Source organism: Siminovitchia terrae (assembly GCF_003605405.2).
Lineage (GTDB): Bacteria > Bacillota > Bacilli > Bacillales > Bacillaceae_C > Siminovitchia > Siminovitchia terrae.
The window spans coordinates 50,849-75,147 of sequence record NZ_QYTW02000022.1; the positions used below are offsets into that span (position 1 = coordinate 50,849).

Here is a 24,299-nt window from a genome sequence, read left to right on the forward strand (position 1 = left end):
GGACAGTACTTCAGCTAATTTGGACAGTAAACTTTTTCGGATATTTTTTTCTTACTCGGCTAGTATTTTTTTCGGCCAATATCACGGTCAAATTGGCCAGTATTCAGCTTTTCCTGGATAGTAAATCCTCATGCTTGGACAAAATATCATCTAATTCGGACAATATCCTACTTTTCTGTATAGACGTTCAGTTACAAAAGACATTTTGTTATATTTTTTCCTGTTTTTACTATAAATGCCTTCCCGCTAGTAAAATGAGCGCGAAGGCGAAAACAACTTTTGGATCTGCGCTCAACGCAAATCCGAGCTAGAAAGCAAGGGCAATCGGTCGTTCCGCCGGTATCCCTGCGGTGCCTTCACGTGGAGTTTGGGATTGTGGCCATGGCCTCACAATATCAGGTATCCGCCGGCTGCTTTCGGAGGGAGAGATCCACAAATACAAAATCAGTCGGAGAAAAACGAAAAAACTGTTTTCCTCCGACTGATTTACTTTAGGGGCTTTTTAGACAGCCTCATCTTTTTATCCATTATCTTCTTCGCGGCCATCAGGGATTACGTTGGTTGGCGCTTCAGGGTTATCAGGTTCTTTATCCTTATTATCATCTTTGTTGTCATTTCCTGGATTTTGATTTCCCGGATTTTCATTGCCGTTATTCCCGTTATCAGGCTGCTGTTCATTGTTTGGATCTTGTTTATCATCATTTTGGTCTTGATCAGGCTCTTGATCCTTATTCTGATCTTCATCTTGATTTTCTGGATCGTCCTGGTCTTCAGAATCCTGATCATCCTCATCTTGCTTGTCTTCATCTTCCTCGTCCTCATCCTCATCTTTTTCATCTTCGTCAGACGGGACTGTCACGCTGGCTGTTCCAGCAGCACTTCGTTGAGAACCAGAAACTGCGACAACTTGTATTCCGTAAGTTTCACCAGGTTCTACCGCACTGATTGTGTATCCAGTATCGGATGTTGTACCAAGGTCTTTTTTCTTGCCGCCCCCAAGGTCAACCTGTACGTTGTATTTCACATCCTTATCAGAATGACTCCATGAGAAGACAACTTGTTTTCCACCCTTGTCATATTTTCCGCTCACTGATGGGGCATCTAATTTATCGTATGTCTGGGATACTTCTGTCGGCTGCGTACCTGCAACAAATAACTCGTACACAATATTGCTATCCGGAGTATGTTTACTTGGTTTTTTGGCAGGGTTGGATCCTTTTTCAACTGCAGCCCTTACTACGCTCTTAGGCATGGTAAAATCAGGCGTTTGAATATCCGCTGATACATGGGTCATCAGGCTTTTGAATAGCTGCTGAGAGATTGTCAAGTCCTTTGGAAGGATTGGATTCTTTCTGTTCTCATAGCCTGTCCAAACAGCAATTGTATAATTCGTTGTATAGCCAGCGAACCAAGAGTCTGGGGAACTTCCATCTGGAATGTTATTCTCCAACATCTCTTTTTGAGTATAGTTAGTTGTACCGGTTTTCCCGGCTACTGGCAATCCAGGTATAGCAGCAGCTCCACCTGTAGCACCGGCTTTACCCGAAAGCACATCTTTTAACATATCGGTGACCATGTAAGCTGTTGAATCCTTCATGGCAACTTCCGGCTCCACTTTATTTTTGATTTCTGTTTCTTCATCCATTAGAACAATCTTTTTGACCGTATGCGGTTTATTGTACATCCCGTTATTGCCAAAGGCTGCATAAGCACCGGCAAGAGTCATAGGGGAAGGATGCTGTTCACCGCCTCCGATTGAGTCTGCTTCCACAAGATCAGAATCGTCCAATCCCAGTTTTTCTGCAAACTGTTTGACATTTTCCTGCCCAGCTTCTTGGAAAGCTTTTAAGGCCGGGATATTTCTTGACATATATAATGCTTCGCGCATAGACATTTGTCCTAAATGGGTTCTGTTATAATTATTGATTGGTGAACCATTTGAGTAAGTATATGGCTCATCCACAATTTGCTCATAGGTAGACCAATTTAGATATTCAATAGCAGGGCCATAATCAAAAATCGGTTTTGCAGTAGACCCCGGAGTTTTATCTTTCAATTGTGTAGCGAAGTTGCGTCCACGTTTAACCTCTTGGTTCCTGCTGCCTCCAATTGCCCTTACTTCCCCTGATTTTGTATCCATCAATACGATCCCGGCTTGGAATTTTTCGTCCGGATATTGGACGACTTCGTCCGTAAAGAGCATATTTTCGGTGTGTTTCTGTGCATCCGGATCAAGTGTTGTATAAATTTTCAACCCATCCGCAAAGACATTATAGTCTCCCATTTCTTCTACTTCCCTGATGACTTGATCCACAAAAGAATCATATTTATAAGATTCTTTTTGGTTCTCCTCTTGGGGAACGAGTGTTTCAGCAACGGAAATTTTCTGTGCTTTTTCCATTTGTTCTTTGCTGATCTTGCCATGCTGATGCATCAGTGATAAAACGATGTTTTTCCTTTTATCCGCTTTTTCAAGATGTTTATACGGATTATAATTGTTCGGGCTTTGTGGAAGTCCTGCCAAAAATGCTGCTTCCTGCAACTCCAATTCATCAAGGGTTTTATTAAAATAGAACTTTGAAGCTGTTTCAATTCCGTGAATCCCGTTGGAATAATAGATTTTATTCACATACATCTCAAAGATCTGGTCTTTCGTGTAATTATTTTCAAGCTGGATGGAAAGCCATGCTTCCTGCGCTTTTCTTTTCAGTGTTTTTTCGTCAGAAAGGAAAGAGCGTTTAACAACCTGCTGTGTTAATGTAGAAGCTCCTTCAGAACCGAAGCCCCGTGAAAAATTCGCAAGGACAGCGCCGGCAAGCCTCTTGATATCGATCCCATGATGCTTATAAAAGCGTACATCTTCTGTAGCTAAAACAGCATCCTTTACCTGTTTAGAAATATGATCAAATTCAACATAATCACGTCGTTCTGCTCCCAGTGTCGTAAATACCTCTCCGTTAATATCAAGCAATTGAGATGCAACGGGGTCAACTAGCAATTGCTTATCTAGCTTGGGTGCATCCTTAACATACCAGGCAAACGTACCGGCACCAGCCGCCAAACCTACAAATGCAAGAATTAAAAAAACCACAATCACTTTTTTGAATAAGCTTTTTTTCTTGCCTTTATTTGTATCTTGCTTTTTATTGGCACCCACTTTACGGCGCCGTTCTGTCCGAGATTGATAATTCTCTCCCATTAATAATCCTCACTTTCCGTACCGCAGTATCCTTATCATTTTAGAAAGAATAGAGATTCCGTAAGATTTTTAAATAATCGATCCTTGGTGCCCATCCTATTTCGATGGAATGCCCATAGGTTTCCAATTCCTGTTTTGTGATTGATTTGCGTCCGCCATTTTCCATGCGGTCCCAAAATTTGAATAGGCGCTCGCCTTCAAGCAAAAAGATTTCTTCCGAAGCTGAAAAACGAATAATGACAAAAGCAATTCCATTTTGTTTGATTACATTTTTCATGTGATCTATCTGGTGTTCATGAATATTTTTTAATGGAAAGGATGTGGAGCTTTTTGTCTCTTTTGCCTCGAAATCGATATATTTTCCATTGGATATCCCATTATAATCAGTTGTTGATGCTTGGCGAAAGTATGCTTCTTTGATAACCGCTGTGCTCCTCTTAGCATAATCAACATGAACGATTTGGACCGGCGTGGGCTTTTTATGGATGACAGCCAGTCCTTTAGTTAAATAATATTGATTTGTCTCGTTTAAATCTTCTTCCAGTGTCATGCCCCTATTGCTATAAATAATATCTTTATTAGGAGACTCTGCTTTTTTAACTGTTTTAGGCTGTGCCACATATTTACGGCCTGTAGGATAATGAAATTCCATGATTTATCCCCCTTATGAAACTAAATTATATCACAGGCATTGAATAAAAATATGGAACTTTAGTACATATTAAAGAGAAAATGATTTGGAGCAAACAGTGATGAAGCCCGATAGTTCATTTTACAGGATTCAATCCAATGAACATTTTATTATAAATCAAATTAAACAGGAAGAGTATAAAGGAAATAAAGATAATATTTCAAGGACAAAAACCTATCAACGTTATTTTTTGAAAAATCCAGAAATAGCATGGGCTTTTTTGGCCTCGATGGTTTCGAGGAATACTGGCTGGAATATGGGAGATCTATATGGAGAAGTAATCCCTGATTTGCTTGATGAAGAGACTAGAAAAAGGCTTTTTCTTACATTAGAAAAGGCGAATTGGATTATTTTTAAAGATGCCTTTCCTCAACTGCTTATATATCAATATTCAAAAATGATCGGACGGCCACTGTTTCATTTGCTGGAGCATTTTTATGTCTCGAGCTTTATGCAATATGAATGGCAGCTTTTTTGGGAAATGGGAGACAGGAAGAGGCTGCTGTATGCCCTGATTGTCAACGAACAGTATGTCATTCAACAACCGGTTATTTTACATCCATCTTATAAGTACAAAATATTTCATTCGGCATTTTTTATTCTTCATGAGCTTTTACATTTTAATTGTGTTATTTTTCCGACAACCAATGGTGAGTTGTATGGAGAGAGTGTAGTTCAATTTAAAAAGGTATGGAAGAGGATTGATTTGGGCAAACGCCTTTCCTCCATTTTGTTTGACGATGATCTTTACCCACGATTTCTCCATTTCGCCATCAACACAGAGCCTACAGGTTCACGTTATGATTATGAACGGTATGGCTATGAAAAAAGAAAGCGGAAGAATCCTTTTATTAGGACTGTACTGCCTATTATTGAACATCACAACAGGCAGGTGGGAGACTGGTCATTAAATCACCAGCCCAAGCCGGGATGGGAGAAAGCTCCATGCACGATTTCACCAGTTGCTTTGACAAATTGGTTTTATCAAAAGGATGAACAGCTAGAACTATATCATCTTGCAAAGCAGTTGCTATCGAAACGGTGACAACCTGTCGAAAAGCGCTCCGAGGTAAAAAATTTAACACTTTGTTTGCCGATTTGCTTCTAGTTTTGTCAGGATGGAAGGAAGTTGATTTATAAGAGAGAATACGTTATCAAACAAGTCTTGACGGAGGAGATAACGATGAATATGAATGATTGTCTCAACAGGTTGGCGGAAATCAAAGAGCAGTTGGATTTGTTGGAAAAACAAGTTTGCGAACGGGTTAGAAGCGAAGAGTCGAACGAAACGGTCGCTATGGATCGTGAAAGAAGGTCCGTGGATAGAAAGCTTGCCCAATTGGAACTGAAAAGTGCGAGAGAGCGAATAAGGCAATACCATGTTTCATAAAGCCATCTTGAAATGTTGCTTGTAAGAGTATAAGATGATTATTGCAGTTAGTCGCATCAGGCAGCTTTATTCAGCTGTAAATAGAGGGGCTGAAGAAAGATGAAATATAGGCATTTGGAAGAAATGACAAGGGGGTTGCTTGAATACAATCGCCAAGCAGCTGAGTCCTATCATCATTGCCGTAAAACCGGAAAACAGAGCGATTTTTATAAAGAGGTAAAGCCATTCGCTGACAAAGTCAAAGCAATGAGTGAGGAGTGGGAACGGGAAGCTGTTCAATGGGTGGACGATATCAGGCCAAAAAATCTTTATCCCTTACAAATAAAAAATACTGCCGAAAATCTTCAAATGGTATCCATTAGAGCATTTTTTTCCAATACAAGCTTAAAAAAATTCAAGGGCCATATTCAATCGATTGAATATATTCTGGAACGAATCCTTGAAGAAATAAAAGAAAGCAAATCCCCGGATCAATGACCCCGGGATTTGCTTTCTTTTATGCTTCAGTTTTAATAGCGCTTTCAAAATCAACATCCACATTATGGGCCCCAAGTGCTTCCAACTCACGAATAATACTCCGGAATTCCTTTAGGGATATTTCGTTATTAATATAAGTCTGTTTAGCAAAGTCCAACAATTGACAAGTGTCTTCAATAGGATATGACCTTTTTTGGAAAAACTTTTCCTTCAATTCGTGAATTGTCATGAACATACCTCCCAGGCTTTTTTTACATAGTAACATAGAATTTTTGATTTTCTTTTTAATAGAAAAGTGAGACTTCCGACAAAGGGAAAGAAAAATCGACATTTTTTGTATGCGTTTGCAATTGTGCGTTCATCACGTTTTCCCTCAAAGCGCATATTTTATATGTAGAGTAATTCTGAAGAAGGAGGATAACATGGATGTACTACATGAGAAGGAATACAAGCTTATTATCTCCTTATCACCACATGTACGCTCCTTATCATGCAGGTTATGGGATGTATCCCCCTAATGGCTTTTACCAACCGGCTCCGCAAATGAATCATATGCATACTCAACAACAATATATGAACCAGCCTCAGGGGAGCAATAACATGCCAAGCCAATTATTTCATAATCCGTTGCAGACTGAAGAAGATCATCTGCTTACCCAATATCAGGGTGAATATACTCAACCTTATCAAATTCCCAAATTCCCCAAACCAGCGCAATCAGGTCATTTCAACACATTCTTGAATTCATTCAAATCCCAAAACGGTTCTCTTGATTTAAACAAAATGATGGATACTGCAGGCCAAATGATGAATGCGTTGACACAAGTTTCAAATATGGCCAAAGGTCTGGGGGGATTTTTTAAATCCTAAGCACAATGGCGTATTATCGGCTCAAACCTAGGCGAGGGCTTGCCTTTGTTTTCATCAGTTATTAACTTAATCCTTGCTTTGCGGCACTCGCCTGGGTCAGGGAGCGACGTCCTGTCGGTTCGCCACCGGATAACTCGACGACTCGGCCACCTTAAAGAGCTATATTCTGTGGCTCAGAAGAGAGTTAGATGGATTTAAAATGGTAAATGGGTTATTCACAACTTAAGCTTTTTCATTTCCTCAAATTCCTCAAACATGAAAAAAGGAATCGGTCTAAGGAGACCGTTCCTTTTCTCATGTAATATCCACTTTTTTTCCCATCAGCTTGTTGATGAAGACGGTTAAAAGACCGTTTTCGTATGTTGCTTTCACATTTTTTGTATCAATAGCTTTTGCTAGTGGTATAGTTCTCGAAGCTTTTCTCATTGTATTTTGATGCTGGATCAATTCCTGCTGCTGGTTTTCAGTGTTGATTGTTTCATGATGCTTGACAGTGATTGTAACGTACTGCTGTAATACATCAATTTCAATCTGTTCCTTTTTAATCCCGGGAAGCTTCGCCCGAATAATATATTTTGACTCGGTTTCTTTTAGCTCCACCGATAAGCTGTTGGCAAAAGGCGATGAGCTGAATAATTCATCAAGGTTTTCTAAAAAGCCTTTTACTGGACGATGTTCGAAAAAATCATTCATGGCTTTCATTAGGTGATTTATTGGTTCAGGATTCTTATTATTGTAATCATCCTTTGAAAATTTTTCCGTCATCGAGGGTCTCCCTCCTTGAGTTAATATATGGTATAGTATGAATATATAAATTAAAAAGTTCTCTGTTCAATTAACGCTAATGCACAGATTGGTTGGAAATAGAAAATATTCCAAAAACATTTCCCGGGCAAGCGCAACATTCGACTTTGAACAGAACATTTTAGCACAATATGTTCAGTGGTGTCGTTTGTTGTACAAATATTTTTGGATGGTATTATTATTATTAAAATAGGTATATGATTCAGTACGAGTATGGTTATTTTACATAGGGTGTTAGTGTAAGAACTAATGGTGAGAAAGGAGTAGCGACCTAATGATGACAAATTGCGGATGTGGAAGTTGCGTCGATTGCGGAACACAAGTACTCCCTGCTGTGGTTCATCCTACTAAATGCTGTGTAAACCATAAATTTTATAACAATATCATCCCTGAGATTCACCCAACGCATACAACTAATGTTAACCATATTAATTGTGAGCATCAGCATTATTTCCCGCATACTGAATCAGTCGTAAATGAGGTGACAAATACCCAATCATTTGCTCCTGGCCCAGGACCTGGTATCGGCGTACCTCCTGGCCCGGGATTTGGTCCAATGGCTGGCCCAGGGATGGGTCCTATGATGGGCCCAGGAATGGGACCAATGGGGGGACCAATGTTTCCTTATTAAATTGAGAGGAGCAAGGATGAAAAATTCATCCTTGCCTCCATACATACAATGAAAGACCTGGGATGAGATATTCCTTAGGTTAAATTGACAAATAACCAATATTTTGAAAGAATGATATTAATGTCGTTTGAATTTGAGGTGGTCTCGAATGTTGGCTGAGAAATTAAAACTAACTGCTAAAGAGATATTGGAAAAAGAATTTAAAACAGGTTTACGAGGATACAACCAAGAAGAAGTGGATAAGTTTTTAGATTTGATCATTAAGGATTATGAATCGATGCATACGATCATTGATGAGATGCAGCAGGAAAATATGAGGTTGAAGAAACAGCTTGAAGAGAGTTCACGCCGTCAGCATATCCAACCTGCAGGCACGACTAACTTTGACATTTTGAAGCGGCTTTCAAATTTGGAAAAGCATGTATTTGGAAGCAAACTTGATGAAAATGTATAACCATCTTTTTACTACTTGAAAAAATAACAATTATATATTATAATTATCATCCAGTTGAATAACATTCGGGTAATCGCTGCATGTCTTTTTTAAAGGCGGCAGAGGAAAGTCCATGCTCGCACGGAGCTGAGATGCCCGTAGTGATCACGCCTGGTGAAACAATAAGCCAGGGCAGTCGGGTTCCGACTGACGGCAGGGAAAGCATCTACGTTCTATCAGGATATGATGTGAATACCTTGAAGGTGCCACAGTGACGAAGCTTTGTTGGAAACGACAAAGGTGGAACGAGGTAAACCCCGTGAGCGAGAAACTCAAATTATGGTAGAGGCACTTTTTATTGCGGAAATGAACGCAGTAAGAGGCAGGCATGAAGCCTGCAGATAGATGATTACCGCCCAAGTACGAGGTCAACCTATGATCGATAGCAGTACAAAGGTACAGAACATGGCTTACAGAATGTTATTTATAGGTGAATCAACAAGTAATGCCTTCCGAATTTGGAGGGCATTGATTTTTTTATACAATGAAAGCCCTTGCAAATAAGAATAATTTCTGGTTTTTAGAATATACTTTTGTTATAAATTCCAAAAAAGGGAGTGATTTATGGATATGTCTCATATGATGAGCAATTTCAAAAGGATATCTGATGCATTGTATTCCTCAAGTGAAATACTGCAAAATGAGCATTTGCCTGAAGAAGCAAAGAAGCGTCTTCTGGAAGCGGAACAGAGTCTGAATAAGGCTCTTCATCATGTTCTTTCAGAAAATAGGAATATTGCCCAGAGATGAGCGCAAGTGAATTCAGATCACTTGCGTTTTAATTTGGACAAATGGACAATTTGCTAGAATAGACTGTTGATTTATTATAAGATTGGTATACTCATACATATCGGAGGCGTTTACATGAGGTTGAGTGAGAGCGAAACTTCTTTTATGGAGTATGTAAAAAAGATGGAAGCATTTAATGAGGCTCTCCAGCTTATTTATTGGGATTTGAGGACAGGTGCCCCGAAAAAAGGGGTAAAACAGCGGTCTCAAGTGGTTGGTGTTCTTTCCAACGAGTACTTTCAAATGTCAATATCTGAAGAAATGGCTGCCTTTATCGCAAAACTATACGGAAGAAAGCAAGAGTTGTCGGAGTTGGTGCAAAAAACTCTGGAAGAATGTAAGAGGGTCTATGACCAGAACAAGAAGATTCCCCCAAAAGAGTATAAGGAATATGTCATTTTACAAACTGAAGCGGAGAGTGTATGGGAAGAGGCTCGCGAAAAATCCGATTTTTCCATGTTTAAGCCATACCTAGAGCAGCTTGTCCATTTCAATAAGAAGTTTATTGAGTATTGGGGCTATAGAGGAAACAAATATAATACGTTACTCGATTTGTATGAACCTGGCGTTACAGTGGAAACGATAGACAAGGAATTTGAAACATTAAAAGAGGTCATCATCCCCTTGATAAAGAATATCCAAGAATCTGAAAACCAGCCAGAAACAGATTTTCTTTATCAGTCATTTTCAAAAGAGAAGCAAAAAGAATTTAGCCTGAAAATATTGGGACAGATGGGTTATGATTTTGAGGCTGGAAGACTTGATGAAACCGTTCATCCATTTGCCACCGGCCTCAATCCGGGAGACGTGCGTATCACGACAAGGTATGATGATTGTGATTGGAGGATGGCCATTTTTGGTATAATCCATGAAGGCGGGCACGCATTGTATGAGCAAAATATTTCGGAAGAGTTGATTGGAACCCCTCTTTGTACCGGAACTTCGATGGGAATACACGAATCACAATCACTATTTTACGAAAATATATTGGCGAGGGACAGATCCTTTTGGGAATATAATTTTGAAGTATTACAAAAATATGCAGGCAGACAGCTCGATCATATCTCAATTGATGAATTTTACCATGCAATTAACAAAGCCGAACCTTCTTTAATCCGGATCGAATCAGATAATTTGACGTATCCATTGCACATTATCATTCGCTATGAAATTGAAAAGGGCTTGTTCAATAACGAAATCAGCATCAATGATTTGCCGGAAATATGGAATAACAAATATGAACAATATTTGGGAATTCGCCCCAAAAACGATGCTGAAGGTGTGTTGCAGGATGTACATTGGGCGGCCGGAAGTTTCGGGTATTTTCCTTCTTATCTGCTTGGATATATGTATGCGGCTCAGATCAAAAACACCATGGTGAAAGCTATCCCAGAATATGATGGTTTATTAAAGACGGGAAATCTTGAGCCTATAAAGCAATGGCTTTCTAAACACATCTATCGTTACGGAAAAACGAAAAAGCCGCTTGAACTGATCAAGGAAATTACAGGGGAGGGACTTTCAGCTAAATACTTAACTGATTATCTTGTAAAAAAATATACCGCACTTTATGAATTGTAATAGTGAATGATTATAAAAACACCTGTGTATCAAGGGTTTGGGGCTAAATAATTGAAATTGTTTAGCCCCAGTTGATATCACTGAACCCTGTTACGATTGTTTGTATATTTTTCAATATCAAAAAAAAGAATTATCTCGGAGATCAGCTGACATTGACTTTTCAGGATAGGTCTCCTGATCTGGTAGATTGTCAGATTGAAAAAGGGGATCAGGGACATGTTGGCCAGGCTTGCTGTAATGTTAGGAGCATTATTGTGGGGAACTCTTGCCATTTTTGTAAAGAAGCTGACCTATTATGGTTTTACGGAGATGGAGATCGTTACAATCCGTGTGACCGGCGCATTCATTTGTTTTATTCCGATTGCTATAGCCGCGAACTCTAAGGGTCAAATGCAAGTACAATTACGGCATATATGGTATTTCATTGGGACGGGACTTTTCAGCATTGCATTTTTTAACTGGGCATACTTTACTGCAATGAATATGATGTCTATTTCAATTGCGGTAATGCTGCTCTATACCGGTCCGGCTTTTGTTGTGGTTTTATCGAACCTATTTTTAAAGGAGAGATTGACAGGGAAAAAGCTTGCGGCTGTTTTGATGACTGTGACGGGGTGTGCTGTCATAGCGCTGTCTGGTGACAACAGTTCTGGCAACTGGACATTACTAGGGTTTGTCATCGGCTTATGCTCGGGATTGGGGTATGCCCTTTACAGCATTTTTAGCAAGTTGGCTTTAAGAAAATATAACTCCATGACGATTACCCTGTATACGTTTTTGATTGCGTCGATTTGTCTGCTGCCATTTTTTCCGTTTTGGAAAAAAACTTTTGGGCTCCCGCTTGAAGGGTGGCTGTATATCGTAGGGTTGGGTTTGATCCCAACTGTAATTGCCTATTTGCTTTATACGACTGGACTGAGTAAAGTAGAAACGAGCACAGCTTCGATTTTGGCGACAGTTGAGCCCGTCGCGGCCGTCATAATTGGCATTCTCCTTTTCCACGAACAGCTTTATGGAGGGCAGCTTGCAGGAGCGAGTATGATTGTTTCGTCGATTTTGATAATCAGTTACGAGAGGAAAACGAAAAAAGAATTATTTTTATAAAAAAGGGCGGCTATGAGCTTGCCCCTTAAAAGCGTTCTGTAAATGGTCGCAGCTCAAAAAAAACGATTCAATTTCGGATAGTCGAAATTGAATCGTTTTTTTGTTTTAGTTTAGAAACAGATTTGCCATTAAAGGTTAGCTGTATCTTTTTGAATTTTTCCAGCAAAGGCTTTGGCTTCTTCCATGTACTTGTTGAACTGTTCAATGTCCATTTGCTGAGCGGAATCAGAAAGTGCGACTGCAGGATCAGGGTGCACTTCAGCCATGACAGCATCCGCTCCAATTGCAATTGCCGCTTTTGTTGCAGGAAGAAGGAGATCTTTCCGCCCGGTTGAATGAGTAACGTCAACCACAACAGGCAAATGCGTTTCTTTTTTCAAGATAGGAACAGCAGAAATATCAAGAGTGTTCCTTGTTGCCTTTTCGTATGTGCGAATTCCTCTCTCACAAAGAATGATTTGGTTGTTTCCTTGTGCATGAATATATTCGGCTGCATACATGAACTCTTCAATCGTTGCTGCAAGTCCACGTTTTAAAAGTACAGGTTTGCGTACAGCACCAGCAACCTTCAATAATTCAAAGTTTTGCATGTTGCGTGCGCCAATTTGAATGACGTCTACATAGTCGAGCGCCGCTTCCATGTCATAAGGATTGAGAATCTCACTGACAACAGCCAGACCTTCTTCATCAGCAACCTGTTTCAAAATCTTCAAGCCATCCAAGCCAAGTCCCTGGAAGTCGTAAGGAGAAGTCCGTGGTTTGAAAGCTCCTCCACGAAGAAGTTTCAAACCTTGGGCCTTTAATGCCTGTGCTACGGCTTTTACTTGATCGTAGCTTTCAACTGCACAAGGTCCCATGATAAAGTGCGCCTTCCCATCTCCAATATTCTCACCATGAATGGAGACGATTGTGTCATCAGGCTTTTTCTTTCTTGAAACGAGCAGGGCTTGACGATGATCATCTTCCTGCAATTCAAGACTTGCTTTAAAGATTTGTTTGAATATGTGTTGAACAGTTGATGTAGTAAATGGGCCTTCGTTGTGATCTGCAATCATATTCAACAGCTTTCGCTCTTGGACAGGGTCAAAACGTTTCACGCCCTGCATTTCTTTTAATTTGCCGATTTCTTGAGCGATTCGGCCTCGTTCGTTTAACAGTTCTAAAATTTGCAATGTGGTTTTCTCAATTTGAGAACGTAACCCTTCCAGTTCTGACAACGATAAGCCCTCCTTGATTTATTCACTGCATCACAGCGATTGAATATTTTTTTGAGAAAAATAACTTTAGGACTTCAACGCTGTAAAGCAAGTGTGTTATAATTTTTATTGATAGCTCAACACATTAAACCGTATTTGAACTCTTGTCAAGTGGATTTTTTAAATTGTTTGCCTATTTTTAATTATACCACCATGTCCCCGTAGTGATGGCCGGTAAATATGAACATTTTCGTCTATTATAGGGGATGTTCAGAGTCACCAAATAAATAATTAAGCAGCAAATCTCTTTCGTTGGCTTGTTGCTGTGCTGCCATGTATCTATAAGCATATATTACGCTGCTCGTCACTTCGCCGCCGCGGCTTTAGTGCTTCTAATTTGGCAACTTTTTGAACACGCACTTAAGTAAAATATAAAAATTGCTTTACAAGAATATCTTAATGTGGTAAAAATTGATGTTAAATAACTTTGAAAATAGCCATGACAGGACACAGTAGTGTTCATCTCCCTGTTTCTTAGAGAGCTGATGGCAGGTGAAAATCAGCACAAAGATGAATGCGAATTACTTCCTCGAGCTTCTTTTAGGAACACTTGACATGTTCAGGTCAGTATGAAAAGACGGGAACAGCCGTTATCTGTTTGAGTGGCGGAAAAAAATGGATTTCCGCAATGAGGGTGGTACCGCGATAATGAATCGTCCCTGCTATATGCAGGGGCGTTTTTTATTTTAATTAGACTATTGGAGGGCTTTGAGAATGAGATATTTAACAGCTGGAGAATCACATGGTCCGCAGTTGACTGCAATATTGGAAGGAGTTCCGGCAGGTTTGACTCTGACCGCTGAAATGGTGAATGAACAATTATCCCGACGTCAAAAAGGTTACGGCCGTGGAAGAAGGATGCAGATAGAAAAAGATCAGGTTCAAATTTTAAGCGGGGTTCGTCATGGAAAAACGATGGGCTCGCCGATTACACTTGCCGTCGAAAATAGGGATTTCAAGCATTGGACTAAAATAATGGGAGCTGCCCCGCTTGCTGAAGGTGAAGAGGAGGAAGTAAAAAGAAAGCTGACTCGTCCTCGTCCAGGTCACGCAGACCTGAATGGGGCTTTGAAATACGGGCATAGAGATATGAGAAATGTGCTAGAGCGTTCCTCTGCACGTGAAACAACTGTAAGGGTTGCTGCAGGGGCAGTTGCAAGAATTATCTTAGAACAGCTTGGCATCATAGTTGCTGGACATGTATTGGAGATCGGAGGGATCCGTGCTGAAAATACAAAATATGAGACAATTGATGATTTGAAAGAAAGATCTGAAGCATCACCAGTCCGCTGCCTTGATGAAGCAGCTGCGGAAAAAATGATGCGAGCGATTGATGAAGCCAAAGAGCACGGAGATTCAATTGGAGGAATCGTAGAGGTCGTTATTGAAGGTATGCCAGCCGGAGTCGGAAGCTATGTACATTACGACAGAAAGCTTGATGGTAAATTGGCAGGGGCTGTCATGAGTATTAATGCATTCAAAGGAGTGGAAATCGGCATCGGTTTCGAAGCAGCGCATAAACCTGGAAGCCAGGTGCATGATGAAATATTGTGGGATGAGGAAAAAGGCTACACAAGGGGATCCAATAATGCAGGTGGTCTGGAAGGCGGTATGTCGACAGGAATGCCAATTGTAGTAAGGGGTGTCATGAAGCCGATACCGACACTCTACAAACCGTTGCAAAGCGTTGATATTGATACAAAGGAACCTTTCAAGGCAAGCATCGAAAGATCTGACAGCTGTGCAGTTCCAGCAGCAAGTGTAGTTGCCGAGGCAGTGGTTGCTTGGGAACTGGCTGCAGCAGTGTTGGAGCATTTTGGACACGATCGAATGGATGCAATAAAAGAACACATTGAACAATACAAAGAATATACAAGAAACTTTTAAGTAACCCAGGGCAGTGCCGGCTCTGTCGAATGACAGGTGCTGCCCCGGATTTAACTTCATTCAGCAGAAGTCTCCCACTTCTGTAAGTGGTGAGATGAATGCATATTGGTATTCCATTCAGCGGGGGGTCAAACCCCGGCTGAATAAAGTTAAAGCCTCCGGCGGATGCCTCAGATTTTCAAGGAAATTTATCGAGCGGAGCTCGATAAAATCTGGGCGCAAATACGCCAAGGCGCATTTGATACAAAAATAAAGGTGGGGAAATCAATGAATGTAAAAGTGAGGCCGCAACTGCTTTCATTGAAAGCATACACTCCGGGAAAATCCAGTGAAGAAGTACAGCGTGAATACAAATTGGAGAAAATCGTCAAGCTTGCATCTAACGAAAATCCTTATGGAACTTCTCCGTTTGTTAAGGAAGCAATTTCCAAAATTGATAACTTTGCTATATACCCTGACGGAGCATCAACTGCTCTTAGAAAGGAAGTGGCGGAGTATACAGGAGTGAAGGAAGATCAATTGATCTTTTCCAGTGGGTTGGATGAATTGATTCAAATTATCAGTAAAGCCTTACTAGATGAAAACTTCAATACTGTGATGGCATCTGGAACATTCCCTCAATATCGCCATAACGCCGTTGTGCAAAACGCTGAGATCCGTGAAGTCCCATTGAAAAACGGCTGTCATGATCTGCCGGAAATGGCAAAACAAATAGATGATAATACCCAAGTCGTTTGGATATGTAATCCGAACAATCCAACGGGCACATATGTGGACAATAAGGAACTTGAACAATTTCTGCAATCTATCCCATCGCATGTTCTCGTTGTCATGGACGAGGCTTACTATGAATACGTAACGGTGGAGGATTACCCCGAAACGATCCCGCTTCTTGATCAGTACGACAATCTTATGGTATTAAGGACTTTTTCCAAAGCCTTTGGGCTTGCATCATTTCGTATAGGATATGGAATCGGGGCAGCCTCCTTTATTCAGCAATTGGAGGTTGTCAGGCTGCCATTCAACACATCCGTGCTTGCCCAAAAAGCTGCGCTTGCCGCTCTGAAGGATTTAGATTTTGTTAAACAGAGTGTCAGCTTAAATGCCATTGAACTTCAAAAATATTATGAGTTCTGCAAGCAGCATCAAATAGATTTCTATACTTCACAAGGGAACTTTATATTCATTTCCATTCCAGGAAAAGAAAGTGCGGAGGTTTTCCAATATTTATTGGAAAGAGGCTATACTGTCAGACCGTTCCCTAACGGTGTCCGTATCACAGTTGGAACAAAAGAAGAGAATGAAGAGCTCTTTGAATTAATCGAAAAAATAGTCCTGATTGCACATTAGACTTAGCAGAGAGGAAAATACAGCTTGGACAAAAAAGTTTTAATCATAGGGGTAGGGTTGATTGGTGGCTCTATTGCTTTAGCCATCAAAAAGGAACATCCAGAAGTTTATATTACCGGCTATGACCTGAATGAACAAAATTGCAGGCTTGCCGAAAAGATGAAGATCATTGATAAATGCTCTCCATCCTTTGAAACAGAAGCAGTAACAAGTGATTTAATCATTCTAGCCTGTCCGGTTGAAGAAGTTGAGCAAAAAATATGCCAACTGGCGGAACTGCCTTTAAAATCGGAAACCATTATTACTGATGTGGGAAGCACAAAAGTGAAAATAATGGAAAAGTCAGCAATTTTGCGCGAAAAAGGGGCTGTTTTTATTGGCGGCCATCCTATGGCGGGATCTCATAAATCTGGGGCAGGAAGCGCAAGGGAGCATTTGTTTGAAAATGCTTTTTATCTATTGACACCTACGGAAGGTACAAATGAAGAAAAAGTAGCTGAACTGAAAAATTGGCTGAGAGGGACCGGTGCAAACTTTGTCATTATGGAGCCGGAGGAACATGATATGATTACTGGGGTTGTCAGCCACCTGCCTCACCTGATTGCCACAAGTATTGTTCGCCAGGTGGAAAGCCATGCTGGGATTAATGAGCGGGTTCGATGGCTTGCAGCGGGTGGTTTCCGGGATATCACCCGTATTGCCTCCAGCAGCCCAGCTATGTGGAGTGACGTTGTTAAGCATAATCAATCCAGCTTGCTTTCATTGATTGATGAATGGATTGCTGAAATGAAGTATGTAAAGGAGCTTGTACAAACGGGGGATAAGGATCATATCTACAGCTATTTTGCTGACGCAAAAAAATTTAGAGATTCTCTTCCTGTCAGGGCAAGAGGCGCAATCGACGCCTTCTACGATCTGTACGTTGATGTTCAAGACAAGCCAGGAGTCATTTCGCATGTGACCACTATACTTGCCGAAAAGAGGATCAGCTTGACAAATATACGGATCATCGAAGCTCGTGAAGATGTTTTCGGAGTGCTTCGGTTGAGCTTCCAAACAGAGGAAGACAGACAGAAGGCGGAGGTTTGCCTGAACGAGAATGATTATGAGACGTATTTAAATATGTAGGGGGAAGTCCTGTTGACAATTACATTAAAAACAGAAGGCGATATTCAGCTCAAAGGAACAATCCGTGTGCCTGGCGATAAATCAATCTCTCATAGGGCAGTCATGCTTGGAGCTATTGCCAAAGGGAAAACAAAGGTTTATGGCTTGCTTACGGGTGATGATTGTTTGAATACGATTGAATGTTTCAGGAAGATGGGAGTAGTGATCAGGCGCGACGAAGATTATGTGGAAATTGATGGGACTGGATTTGATGGCTTACAAGAGCCAGTTGAAATTCTGGATGTCGGAAACTCTGGAACGACTATTCGCTTAATGCTGGGAATTTTAGCTGGGGCTCCTTTCCATACTTGTCTTATAGGAGATGCCTCCATTGCGAAAAGGCCTATGGACAGGGTCGCTCTTCCATTAAGGCAGATGGGGGCTAAAATAGACGGCCGTGCTGATGGCAGCTTTGCCCCCATTAGCATCAGAGGAGGCGGACTTGAAGGGATTGATTACGTTTCTCCCGTTGCAAGCGCGCAGGTAAAATCGGCCATTTTATTAGCGGGGCTGCATGCGGAAGGAGTTACGACGGTCATTGAGCCACAATCATCGAGAAACCATACGGAAAGAATGCTGAGAGCCTTTGGTTGCCAAATTGAGGTTGATGGATTAAAAACCGCCATTAAGGGAAAACAAGATTTACATGGCACAACCATACATGTCCCTGGAGATATTTCTTCGGCAGCCTTTTTCCTTGCGGCTGGTGTCATTGTCCCAAATAGTGAATTGAAAATCCAAAATGTAGGGATAAACCCTACAAGAACTGGAATAATAGATGTATTGAAAGAAATGGGTGCAAATATTATAGAAGAAACTGCATCAGACGAAATTGAACCGGCTGCGGATATCACGATTAAATCATCCAACCTAAAAGGTATAGAAATTGGCGGGGATATCATTCCAAGGCTGATAGATGAGATTCCCATCATTGCGCTGGCTGCTACTCAAGCTGAAGGCAAGACGATTATAAAAGATGCGGCAGAATTAAAGGTGAAAGAGACAAACCGCATTGATACAGTGGTTCAAGAGCTGACTAAGATGGGAGCAAAGATTGAACCGACTGACGATGGAATGATCATTTACGGTGGAACCAAGCTGCGCCCTGCTCTTGTGGACAGCCATGGAGACCACCGCATCGGCATGATGCTGGCGATCGCCTCTTGCCTTGCCGAAGGTGAAACCTTCATTGAAAACAGCGAAGCTATTTCGATCTCTTACCCTAATTTCTTTCAGCATTTAAAAGAACTGAAGTCTTAATTTTTCTATAGGATAGGAAATGAATCCGAAAGGGGATATTCAATTGCCGTACATTGTATCAGTCGGAACAGGAGTCCCTAAAAATAAAATTTATCAAAAAGATGCCATGGAATTTGCCAGGCATCTTTTTTCCAAGTCTGTTGATCATATTGATCGTTTGCTGAAAGTTTTTCATAATGGAGAGATTGAAAAAAGGCATATTGGTAAAGAAATATCGTGGTATCAATTGGAACACTCATTCGTGGAGAAAAATGATGCCTTTATTGAGGCGGCAGTTGATCTGAGTACTAGGGCCATTAAAGATTGTTTGAATTCTCCGTTATTAAAGAGGACGATCGAGTATGAGGAGATAGATGCCATTTTCATGATCTGCACAACTGGGCTGGCTACACCGAGTTTGGAGGCAAGAGTCATGAATGTTCTTCCCTTTTCAAGGAATAGTAAAAGAATTCCGATCTGGGGACTGGGCTGTGCTGGAGGGGCGGCGGGGCTTTCCAGGGCTTCTGAATATTGCCGGGCATTTCCCAAGGCTAAAGTGCTGGTTGTGGCTGTTGAATTATGTAGCTTGACATTCCAGAAGGATGACCTTTCCAAAAGCAACTTGATTGGCACATCCCTTTTTGCTGATGGAGCTGCTGCTGCGCTTGTCGTAGGAGCAGAAGCAGATCATGAAACATATACAGATAGTCCAGTGCCAAGAATAATGGATACAAAATCTACTTTGTTGAGCGATTCTCTGGATGTGATGGGCTGGGATGTTAAAAATGACGGCTTATTTGTTGTATTTTCAAAGAGCATTCCGGCACTCGTTGAAAGTTGGCTGGAGCCTAACGTATCGGGCTTTTTGGAAGAACATCAAATGACAATCCAGGATATCGGACAATTCATTGCTCATCCCGGCGGTAAAAAGGTGATTTTAGCCTATGAGAAAGCGCTAAAGCTCGAGCAGAATAAAACCGCAGAATCGTTAAAGGTTCTCCGTGAATACGGCAATATGTCATCAGCCACTGTTTTATTCGTATTGAAGAATGTTTTACACAAAAACATTAGAAGTGGTGAACACGGTGTGATAACCGCACTAGGACCGGGATTCTGTTCAGAGCTTCTGTTGGTCAGGTGGGAATGATGTTCTTTACAATATTCGTGGTGATTATCATCATCCAGCGTTTGTCCGAACTGTTATTGGCTAAAAAGAATGAGCGCTGGATGAAAGAGCGTGGAGCCGAAGAATATGGAAAAAGACATTATTGGATCATGGTGTCGATTCATATTTGCTTTTTTATTTCACTGATTCTTGAAGTGACTTGGCTTCATCGGGAAATCAATCCGTATTGGCCATTGTTTTTCATCATATTTCTGCTGGCGCAAGCCGCGAGAATATGGATCATATCGTCTTTAGGAAGATATTGGAATACAAAAATTATTGTCCTTCCGGGAGCTAGGTCGGTGAAAGAGGGACCCTTCAAATATACGAAGCACCCGAATTATTTGATCGTATCCGTGGAATTGATTATTATTCCTGTTATTTTTCAGGCATACATTACCGCGGCAGTCTTTTTTGTTCTAAATTTCCTTATATTAGCTGTCAGAATACCGATAGAGGAAAAAGCTCTTCGAAAACACACAGATTATCTGCGCTGATAAATGTTCAGGCTGTACTATATGAAAATGATAAAAAATTAGGTAAAATGGATGATAGAAAAGAAAAAGTAAGGGGATTGTCAACGCAGATGGTAGAGGTATTGGAAAGATCCATACATGATGTTCGGCTTCAGAAAGCACTCACCTTGTTTGAGAGGTTTCAGCAAAATGGAGATTCGGTACGTGCCGACAAAGCGGTCAAATTGCTTAAAAAGATGCATGAAAGTGAATTTATCACAGCTTTTAGCGGCCATTTTTCGGCTGGAAAATCTACTATGATCAATACATTGATCGGTGAACAGATTCTTCCTTCAAGCCCGATTCCGACAAGCGCTAATCTCGTAAAGGTACATGACTCTGAGCAAGAATACGCTAAGGTTTATTATAAGAATGAAAAACCGCTCTTATTTAAAGCTCCGTATGATTTTGATACAGTGAAAGAATTTTGTAAGAGTGGAGAAGTACTCGAAGTAGAAATTGGGAAGCCTCATTCCAAGCTCCCGCCAGGAATTACAGTTATGGACACACCAGGTGTCGATTCGACCGATGATGCTCATAGAATATCCACGGAATCAGCTCTTCATTTGGCTGATATTGTATTTTATGTGATGGACTATAATCACGTCCAGTCCGAACTAAATTTTGTTTATACAAAAAATTTGCTTCAGCATGGTGTAAAGCTTTATTTGATTATCAACCAGATTGACAAACACAATGAGGATGAACTGCCATTTGAAGCGTATAAACAATCGGTCCGCGAATCCTTTGCGGCGTGGAATGTGTATCCAGAAGAGATTTTTTACACGACTTTGAAGGATCCGGATAACAGCCACAATGAATTCAGCTCTGTAAAAGCGTTGATTCAGGATGCAATCGCCAATCATGAGGAGTGGATTCATCATACGATCGAAGCCGCTTTTCACCAAATGATCGAAGAACATGAGGAATGGCTGCAGGAGGAAAAAATACAGGAGGCCCTTCCGTTTCAGGCTGTTATAGATGAACTTGAAGAAGAGGAGCTTGCCAGCATTTTTAGTGAGCAGGAAACCCTGTGCCTGAAAGAAAAAAATCTATTAAATCTAGCAAATCATTGGGTCGAAGATTTTGAAGAAGAAAGGGCAAGCTTATTAAAAAATGCTTACTTGATGCCATATGAAGTAAGAGAGCTTGCAGAGCCATTTTTGGAGTCTGCACAGCCTGATTTCAAAATCGGCTTTTTTATGAGCAAAAAAAAGACGGAAGAAGAGAAAGCAAACCGTCTACGTGCATTTGCCGACAGTATTCGCCGTCAGGTGGAGCTGCAGCTGGAGTGGCATTTGCGGGAGCTGTTTGCACGCAAACTACAGGCAAGCTCAATTTCGCAAAGTGATTTGGAAACTGCGGCCCAAAGCTTAACAATTGATTTTGACCATGACTTGCTATTATCAGTCATAAACAAAGGAGCGCGGGTGACTGGTGAATATGTGTTGAATTACACGGAAGAGCTCGCAAGTCAATTAAAGAGGGCAGCCATCATCCAGTCCGACAAATTAAAAGACCAAATCGCGGCTGCCATTGAAGAAAAAGCAAAAAGTGAATTACGCTCCGTTCAGGAGGATGCTGCTGACGTGAATAAAGTCACTAAAGCCATCGAAAAGTTGGAAAGACTCGACAAAGATTACAAATTGAAGCTTGAAAGCATCGAGACGCCGACAGGCAAAGAAGATAGGAGTTTTGAAAACCTTCTGGAACAATGGGAATTGCTAGAAGAAGATGTTAATATTTTCCAAGAGATGTCTCACAATCATGCAACACTTGAACAAGAACATGTGGAACAAGTTTCACTAGTAATAGAAGAAGATAACAATACCCTACATCAAAAAGAGGTTATCCAAAGGCTCGATCTGGCAGCCTCTTATTTATCCAAAGAAAAAGGTTTCGAAAGAATAACTACGCAGCTTCTGCAAAAGGCAGACCGCCTGAAAAACAATAACTATACAATTGCTTTGTTTGGTGCTTTCAGTGCAGGGAAATCTTCCTTTGCCAATGCCATGCTTGGGGAAAAGGTTCTGCCTGTTTCACCAAACCCTACAACGGCCGCTATTAACCGTATATGTCCGCCGAATCAGGATTACAAGCATGGTACTGCGGTTGTTCGTTTGAAAGAACCAGAAAATATGTTTGAAGATGTAAAACAGTCTTTGAAGCTTTTTGGGAAAAATTGCGATACTCTTGAGGAGGCTCGCCAACTGATTCCATCTGTCCTTTCTCAAAAAGAGGGAGAAGGAAAAGAGAAGGTGCATTTATCTTTTCTGAGGGCCTTTGAAACTGGGTATGAGGAGTTTAGTGACAAGCTTGGTCAATCTATTATTACAGGTATTGAAGATTTTCAAGGTTTCGTCGCCAATGAATCCCAATCATGCTTTGTTGAACTGATCGATTTGTATTATGATTGTGCTTTTACAAGAGAAGGCGTCACTTTGGTGGACACACCTGGTGCAGATTCAATCAATGCACGGCATACGGGTGTTGCCTTCAACTATATTAAAAACTCGGATGCCATCTTATTTGTCACCTATTACAATCATGCCTTCTCAAAAGCAGACAGGGAATTCTTGATCCAATTGGGTCGGGTCAAAGATGCTTTTGAACTTGATAAAATGTTCTTTATCGTCAATGCTATCGACTTGGCTTCATCAGATGAAGAAATCAATGATGTGCTTGAGTATGTCAAGGGTCAATTGACGGAGTATGGCATTCGTTTTCCAAGAATTTTTGGTCTGTCAAGCAAGCTTGCGCAGGAGCGTGAAACAAAAGAGATCTCCAATATTGAGGAATTTTCAAATGCATTTTCACACTTCCTTGAGCATGATCTGGCCAAAATGACTGTTCAATCTGCTGAAGCTGAGTATCAACGCGCCATCAAAATGCTTGATCAGCTCATCGATTCTGCAAATGAGGATGAGTTCAAGAGAGCCACTCGGAAGAGCAAGCTTCTTGAAACGAGGGACAAGTTGAATGAATGGCTTGGAGATATTAGCTTGGCGACGATGCCTGACAGACTTTCACAAGAGGCACAGGAACTGGTCCATTATGTCAAACAAAGGGTCTTCTATCGACTTCCGGATTTTTTCAAAGAAGCTTTTAATCCTGCTGTATTGCAAAACAATAGTAAAGAATTATTGAACAGGGCTTTGGACGAGTATCTGGAAGCTTCTGGTTTTGATTTTGCACAGGAGCTTCGAGCCACCTCCTTACGGGTCGAGCAATTTGCAATAAAGCTTCTCAAAGAACGTTTTGTGCAAATTAATCGAGAAATACTATCAGTAAATGAAGACTTAATGATATCGGAACCGGAAATTGGGCAGGCGGATACACTTGATTTTTCTCCTGCGTTTAAAGACTGCGACAGGAAATATTTTGCTGGGTCATTCAAATATTTCAAGAATGCCAAGGCCTTTTTTGAAAAAAATGAGAAAAAGCTTATGGAAGAATCATTGGAAGAATTGCTTTCTCCGCTTGCAGATTCGTATTTGAAACAAGGACTGTCCAAATTAGACCTTCACTATCAAGCTATGCTTGAAGTAGAATTTGAAAGAATGAGAAAAAGCATTACAGATGATCTGAACGGACAATATTCGACTTGGCTGCTTGCATTTGAAGATAGCGGCAGCATCGATCATTGGAAGGAAGTTCGCCGAGCGATTGCTGTTGGTGAGTAAGCTTCTGA

At 40.9% G+C, this 24,299-nt stretch carries 22 protein-coding genes, 1 other RNA gene and 1 other annotated feature; of the genes, 18 read left to right on the forward strand and 5 right to left on the reverse strand.

The window, feature by feature from the left end; translation table 11 throughout:
- Window positions 1-520: 520 nt before the first annotated feature.
- Entirely contained in the window at window positions 521-3,199 is a 2,679-nt protein-coding gene (locus D5F11_RS18465) for a transglycosylase domain-containing protein (RefSeq protein ID WP_120117416.1), read from the reverse strand.
- A gap of 40 nt (window positions 3,200-3,239) precedes the next feature.
- Window positions 3,240-3,851, reverse strand: a complete 612-nt coding sequence (gene recU / locus D5F11_RS18470) for a Holliday junction resolvase RecU (RefSeq protein ID WP_120117417.1) — start codon at window positions 3,849-3,851, stop codon at window positions 3,240-3,242.
- Between the two features lie 85 nt (window positions 3,852-3,936).
- Between recU and D5F11_RS18475 the strand changes: the two genes are divergently transcribed.
- The 3 genes from D5F11_RS18475 to D5F11_RS18485 all read left to right on the forward strand — a co-directional run bounded on the left by D5F11_RS18475 (window position 3,937) and on the right by D5F11_RS18485 (window position 5,757).
- Window positions 3,937-4,935, forward strand: coding sequence for a DUF2515 family protein (locus tag D5F11_RS18475; RefSeq protein ID WP_245998252.1), 999 nt, complete (start codon window positions 3,937-3,939; stop codon window positions 4,933-4,935).
- Between the two features lie 138 nt (window positions 4,936-5,073).
- Window positions 5,074-5,280: a hypothetical protein gene (locus tag D5F11_RS18480; RefSeq protein WP_126646627.1), complete on the forward strand. Its 207-nt coding sequence runs from the start codon at window positions 5,074-5,076 to the stop codon at window positions 5,278-5,280.
- Window positions 5,281-5,379: 99 nt separating this feature from the next.
- Window positions 5,380-5,757, forward strand: a complete 378-nt coding sequence (locus D5F11_RS18485; RefSeq protein WP_120117419.1) for a YppE family protein — start codon at window positions 5,380-5,382, stop codon at window positions 5,755-5,757.
- Window positions 5,758-5,776: 19 nt separating this feature from the next.
- Here D5F11_RS18485 and yppF read toward each other — a convergent pair whose 3' ends face one another.
- Window positions 5,777-5,986, reverse strand: coding sequence for a YppF family protein (gene yppF, locus D5F11_RS18490; RefSeq protein ID WP_120117420.1), 210 nt, complete (start codon window positions 5,984-5,986; stop codon window positions 5,777-5,779).
- 197 nt (window positions 5,987-6,183) lie between these two features.
- On the opposite strand from yppF, the gene D5F11_RS18495 reads away from it, so the two are divergent.
- Window positions 6,184-6,627, forward strand: a complete 444-nt coding sequence (locus tag D5F11_RS18495; RefSeq protein WP_120117421.1) for a YppG family protein — start codon at window positions 6,184-6,186, stop codon at window positions 6,625-6,627.
- Window positions 6,628-6,921: 294 nt separating this feature from the next.
- On the opposite strand, the gene D5F11_RS18500 is transcribed toward D5F11_RS18495, so the two are convergent.
- Window positions 6,922-7,392 carry an Hsp20/alpha crystallin family protein gene (locus D5F11_RS18500; RefSeq protein ID WP_120117422.1) on the reverse strand — a complete coding sequence of 157 codons (471 nt, stop codon included), beginning with the start codon at window positions 7,390-7,392 and terminating at the stop codon, window positions 6,922-6,924.
- Between the two features lie 313 nt (window positions 7,393-7,705).
- Between D5F11_RS18500 and D5F11_RS18505 the strand changes: the two genes are divergently transcribed.
- The 6 genes from D5F11_RS18505 (at window position 7,706) to D5F11_RS18530 (ending at window position 12,029) form a co-directional block, all read left to right on the forward strand.
- Window positions 7,706-8,062 (forward strand): CotD family spore coat protein, encoded by a 357-nt coding sequence (locus D5F11_RS18505; protein WP_244862079.1) that lies wholly within the window; start codon window positions 7,706-7,708, stop codon window positions 8,060-8,062.
- Window positions 8,063-8,210: 148 nt separating this feature from the next.
- Window positions 8,211-8,516: a cell division regulator GpsB gene (gpsB, locus tag D5F11_RS18510; RefSeq protein ID WP_120117423.1), complete on the forward strand. Its 306-nt coding sequence runs from the start codon at window positions 8,211-8,213 to the stop codon at window positions 8,514-8,516.
- A 61-nt stretch (window positions 8,517-8,577) separates the two neighbouring features.
- An RNA gene (gene rnpB, locus D5F11_RS18515) (RNase P RNA component class B) lies at window positions 8,578-8,973 on the forward strand.
- Between the two features lie 146 nt (window positions 8,974-9,119).
- On the forward strand, window positions 9,120-9,305 hold the full coding sequence (locus D5F11_RS18520) for a hypothetical protein (RefSeq protein WP_120117424.1): 186 nt from the start codon (window positions 9,120-9,122) through the stop codon (window positions 9,303-9,305).
- Window positions 9,306-9,419: 114 nt separating this feature from the next.
- Window positions 9,420-10,925, forward strand: coding sequence for a carboxypeptidase M32 (locus tag D5F11_RS18525; RefSeq protein ID WP_120117425.1), 1,506 nt, complete (start codon window positions 9,420-9,422; stop codon window positions 10,923-10,925).
- Window positions 10,926-11,141: 216 nt separating this feature from the next.
- On the forward strand, window positions 11,142-12,029 hold the full coding sequence (locus D5F11_RS18530; RefSeq protein ID WP_185830781.1) for a DMT family transporter: 888 nt from the start codon (window positions 11,142-11,144) through the stop codon (window positions 12,027-12,029).
- A gap of 128 nt (window positions 12,030-12,157) precedes the next feature.
- Here the strand turns inward: D5F11_RS18530 and D5F11_RS18535 are convergent, their stop codons facing one another.
- Entirely contained in the window at window positions 12,158-13,246 is a 1,089-nt protein-coding gene (locus D5F11_RS18535) for a bifunctional 3-deoxy-7-phosphoheptulonate synthase/chorismate mutase (protein ID WP_120117426.1), read from the reverse strand.
- A 469-nt stretch (window positions 13,247-13,715) separates the two neighbouring features.
- Window positions 13,716-13,949: a binding site (T-box leader), on the forward strand.
- A gap of 50 nt (window positions 13,950-13,999) precedes the next feature.
- Between D5F11_RS18535 and aroC the strand changes: the two genes are divergently transcribed.
- From aroC to D5F11_RS18570, 8 genes are all read left to right on the forward strand, one after another.
- Window positions 14,000-15,172 (forward strand): chorismate synthase, encoded by a 1,173-nt coding sequence (gene aroC / locus D5F11_RS18540; RefSeq protein WP_120117427.1) that lies wholly within the window; start codon window positions 14,000-14,002, stop codon window positions 15,170-15,172.
- Window positions 15,173-15,266: 94 nt separating this feature from the next.
- A complete protein-coding gene (locus tag D5F11_RS26710; RefSeq protein ID WP_185830782.1) occupies window positions 15,267-15,425 on the forward strand; it encodes a hypothetical protein in 159 nt (52 codons plus the stop codon).
- 14 nt (window positions 15,426-15,439) lie between these two features.
- Window positions 15,440-16,522, forward strand: coding sequence for a histidinol-phosphate transaminase (gene hisC / locus D5F11_RS18545; protein WP_120117428.1), 1,083 nt, complete (start codon window positions 15,440-15,442; stop codon window positions 16,520-16,522).
- A 24-nt stretch (window positions 16,523-16,546) separates the two neighbouring features.
- Window positions 16,547-17,650, forward strand: a complete 1,104-nt coding sequence (locus tag D5F11_RS18550; protein WP_120117429.1) for a prephenate dehydrogenase — start codon at window positions 16,547-16,549, stop codon at window positions 17,648-17,650.
- An 18-nt stretch (window positions 17,651-17,668) separates the two neighbouring features.
- Complete coding sequence (gene aroA / locus D5F11_RS18555) at window positions 17,669-18,949, forward strand: 3-phosphoshikimate 1-carboxyvinyltransferase (RefSeq protein ID WP_425470853.1); 1,281 nt, start codon at window positions 17,669-17,671, stop codon at window positions 18,947-18,949.
- Window positions 18,950-18,992: 43 nt separating this feature from the next.
- Window positions 18,993-20,075 carry a type III polyketide synthase gene (locus D5F11_RS18560; RefSeq protein WP_120117459.1) on the forward strand — a complete coding sequence of 361 codons (1,083 nt, stop codon included), beginning with the start codon at window positions 18,993-18,995 and terminating at the stop codon, window positions 20,073-20,075.
- Window positions 20,075-20,590, forward strand: a complete 516-nt coding sequence (locus D5F11_RS18565; protein WP_120117431.1) for an isoprenylcysteine carboxyl methyltransferase family protein — start codon at window positions 20,075-20,077, stop codon at window positions 20,588-20,590. The genes D5F11_RS18560 and D5F11_RS18565 overlap by 1 nt, the downstream gene beginning before the upstream one ends.
- Before the next feature lie 89 nt (window positions 20,591-20,679).
- Entirely contained in the window at window positions 20,680-24,291 is a 3,612-nt protein-coding gene (locus D5F11_RS18570) for a dynamin family protein (protein WP_120117432.1), read from the forward strand.
- Window positions 24,292-24,299 lie beyond the last annotated feature (8 nt).

Excerpts from the sequence above, each read along its gene's own strand:
- D5F11_RS18495 (WP_120117421.1), top strand. The coding sequence starts at position 6,184 with ATGTACTACATGAGAAGGAATACAAGCTTATTATCTCCTTATCACCAC.
- hisC (WP_120117428.1), top strand. The coding sequence starts at position 15,440 with ATGAATGTAAAAGTGAGGCCGCAACTGCTTTCATTGAAAGCATACACT.
- D5F11_RS18520 (WP_120117424.1), top strand. The coding sequence starts at position 9,120 with ATGGATATGTCTCATATGATGAGCAATTTCAAAAGGATATCTGATGCA.
- D5F11_RS18500 (WP_120117422.1), bottom strand. The coding sequence starts at position 7,392 with ATGACGGAAAAATTTTCAAAGGATGATTACAATAATAAGAATCCTGAA.
- D5F11_RS18565 (WP_120117431.1), top strand. The coding sequence starts at position 20,075 with ATGTTCTTTACAATATTCGTGGTGATTATCATCATCCAGCGTTTGTCC.
- D5F11_RS18480 (WP_126646627.1), top strand. The coding sequence starts at position 5,074 with ATGAATATGAATGATTGTCTCAACAGGTTGGCGGAAATCAAAGAGCAG.
- yppF (WP_120117420.1), bottom strand. The coding sequence starts at position 5,986 with ATGACAATTCACGAATTGAAGGAAAAGTTTTTCCAAAAAAGGTCATAT.
- D5F11_RS18570 (WP_120117432.1), top strand. The coding sequence starts at position 20,680 with ATGGTAGAGGTATTGGAAAGATCCATACATGATGTTCGGCTTCAGAAA.
- gpsB (WP_120117423.1), top strand. The coding sequence starts at position 8,211 with ATGTTGGCTGAGAAATTAAAACTAACTGCTAAAGAGATATTGGAAAAA.
- aroC (WP_120117427.1), top strand. The coding sequence starts at position 14,000 with ATGAGATATTTAACAGCTGGAGAATCACATGGTCCGCAGTTGACTGCA.
- D5F11_RS18525 (WP_120117425.1), top strand. The coding sequence starts at position 9,420 with ATGAGGTTGAGTGAGAGCGAAACTTCTTTTATGGAGTATGTAAAAAAG.
- D5F11_RS18530 (WP_185830781.1), top strand. The coding sequence starts at position 11,142 with ATGTTGGCCAGGCTTGCTGTAATGTTAGGAGCATTATTGTGGGGAACT.
- D5F11_RS18485 (WP_120117419.1), top strand. The coding sequence starts at position 5,380 with ATGAAATATAGGCATTTGGAAGAAATGACAAGGGGGTTGCTTGAATAC.
- D5F11_RS18465 (WP_120117416.1), bottom strand. The coding sequence starts at position 3,199 with ATGGGAGAGAATTATCAATCTCGGACAGAACGGCGCCGTAAAGTGGGT.
- recU (WP_120117417.1), bottom strand. The coding sequence starts at position 3,851 with ATGGAATTTCATTATCCTACAGGCCGTAAATATGTGGCACAGCCTAAA.
- D5F11_RS18505 (WP_244862079.1), top strand. The coding sequence starts at position 7,706 with ATGATGACAAATTGCGGATGTGGAAGTTGCGTCGATTGCGGAACACAA.
- D5F11_RS26710 (WP_185830782.1), top strand. The coding sequence starts at position 15,267 with ATGAATGCATATTGGTATTCCATTCAGCGGGGGGTCAAACCCCGGCTG.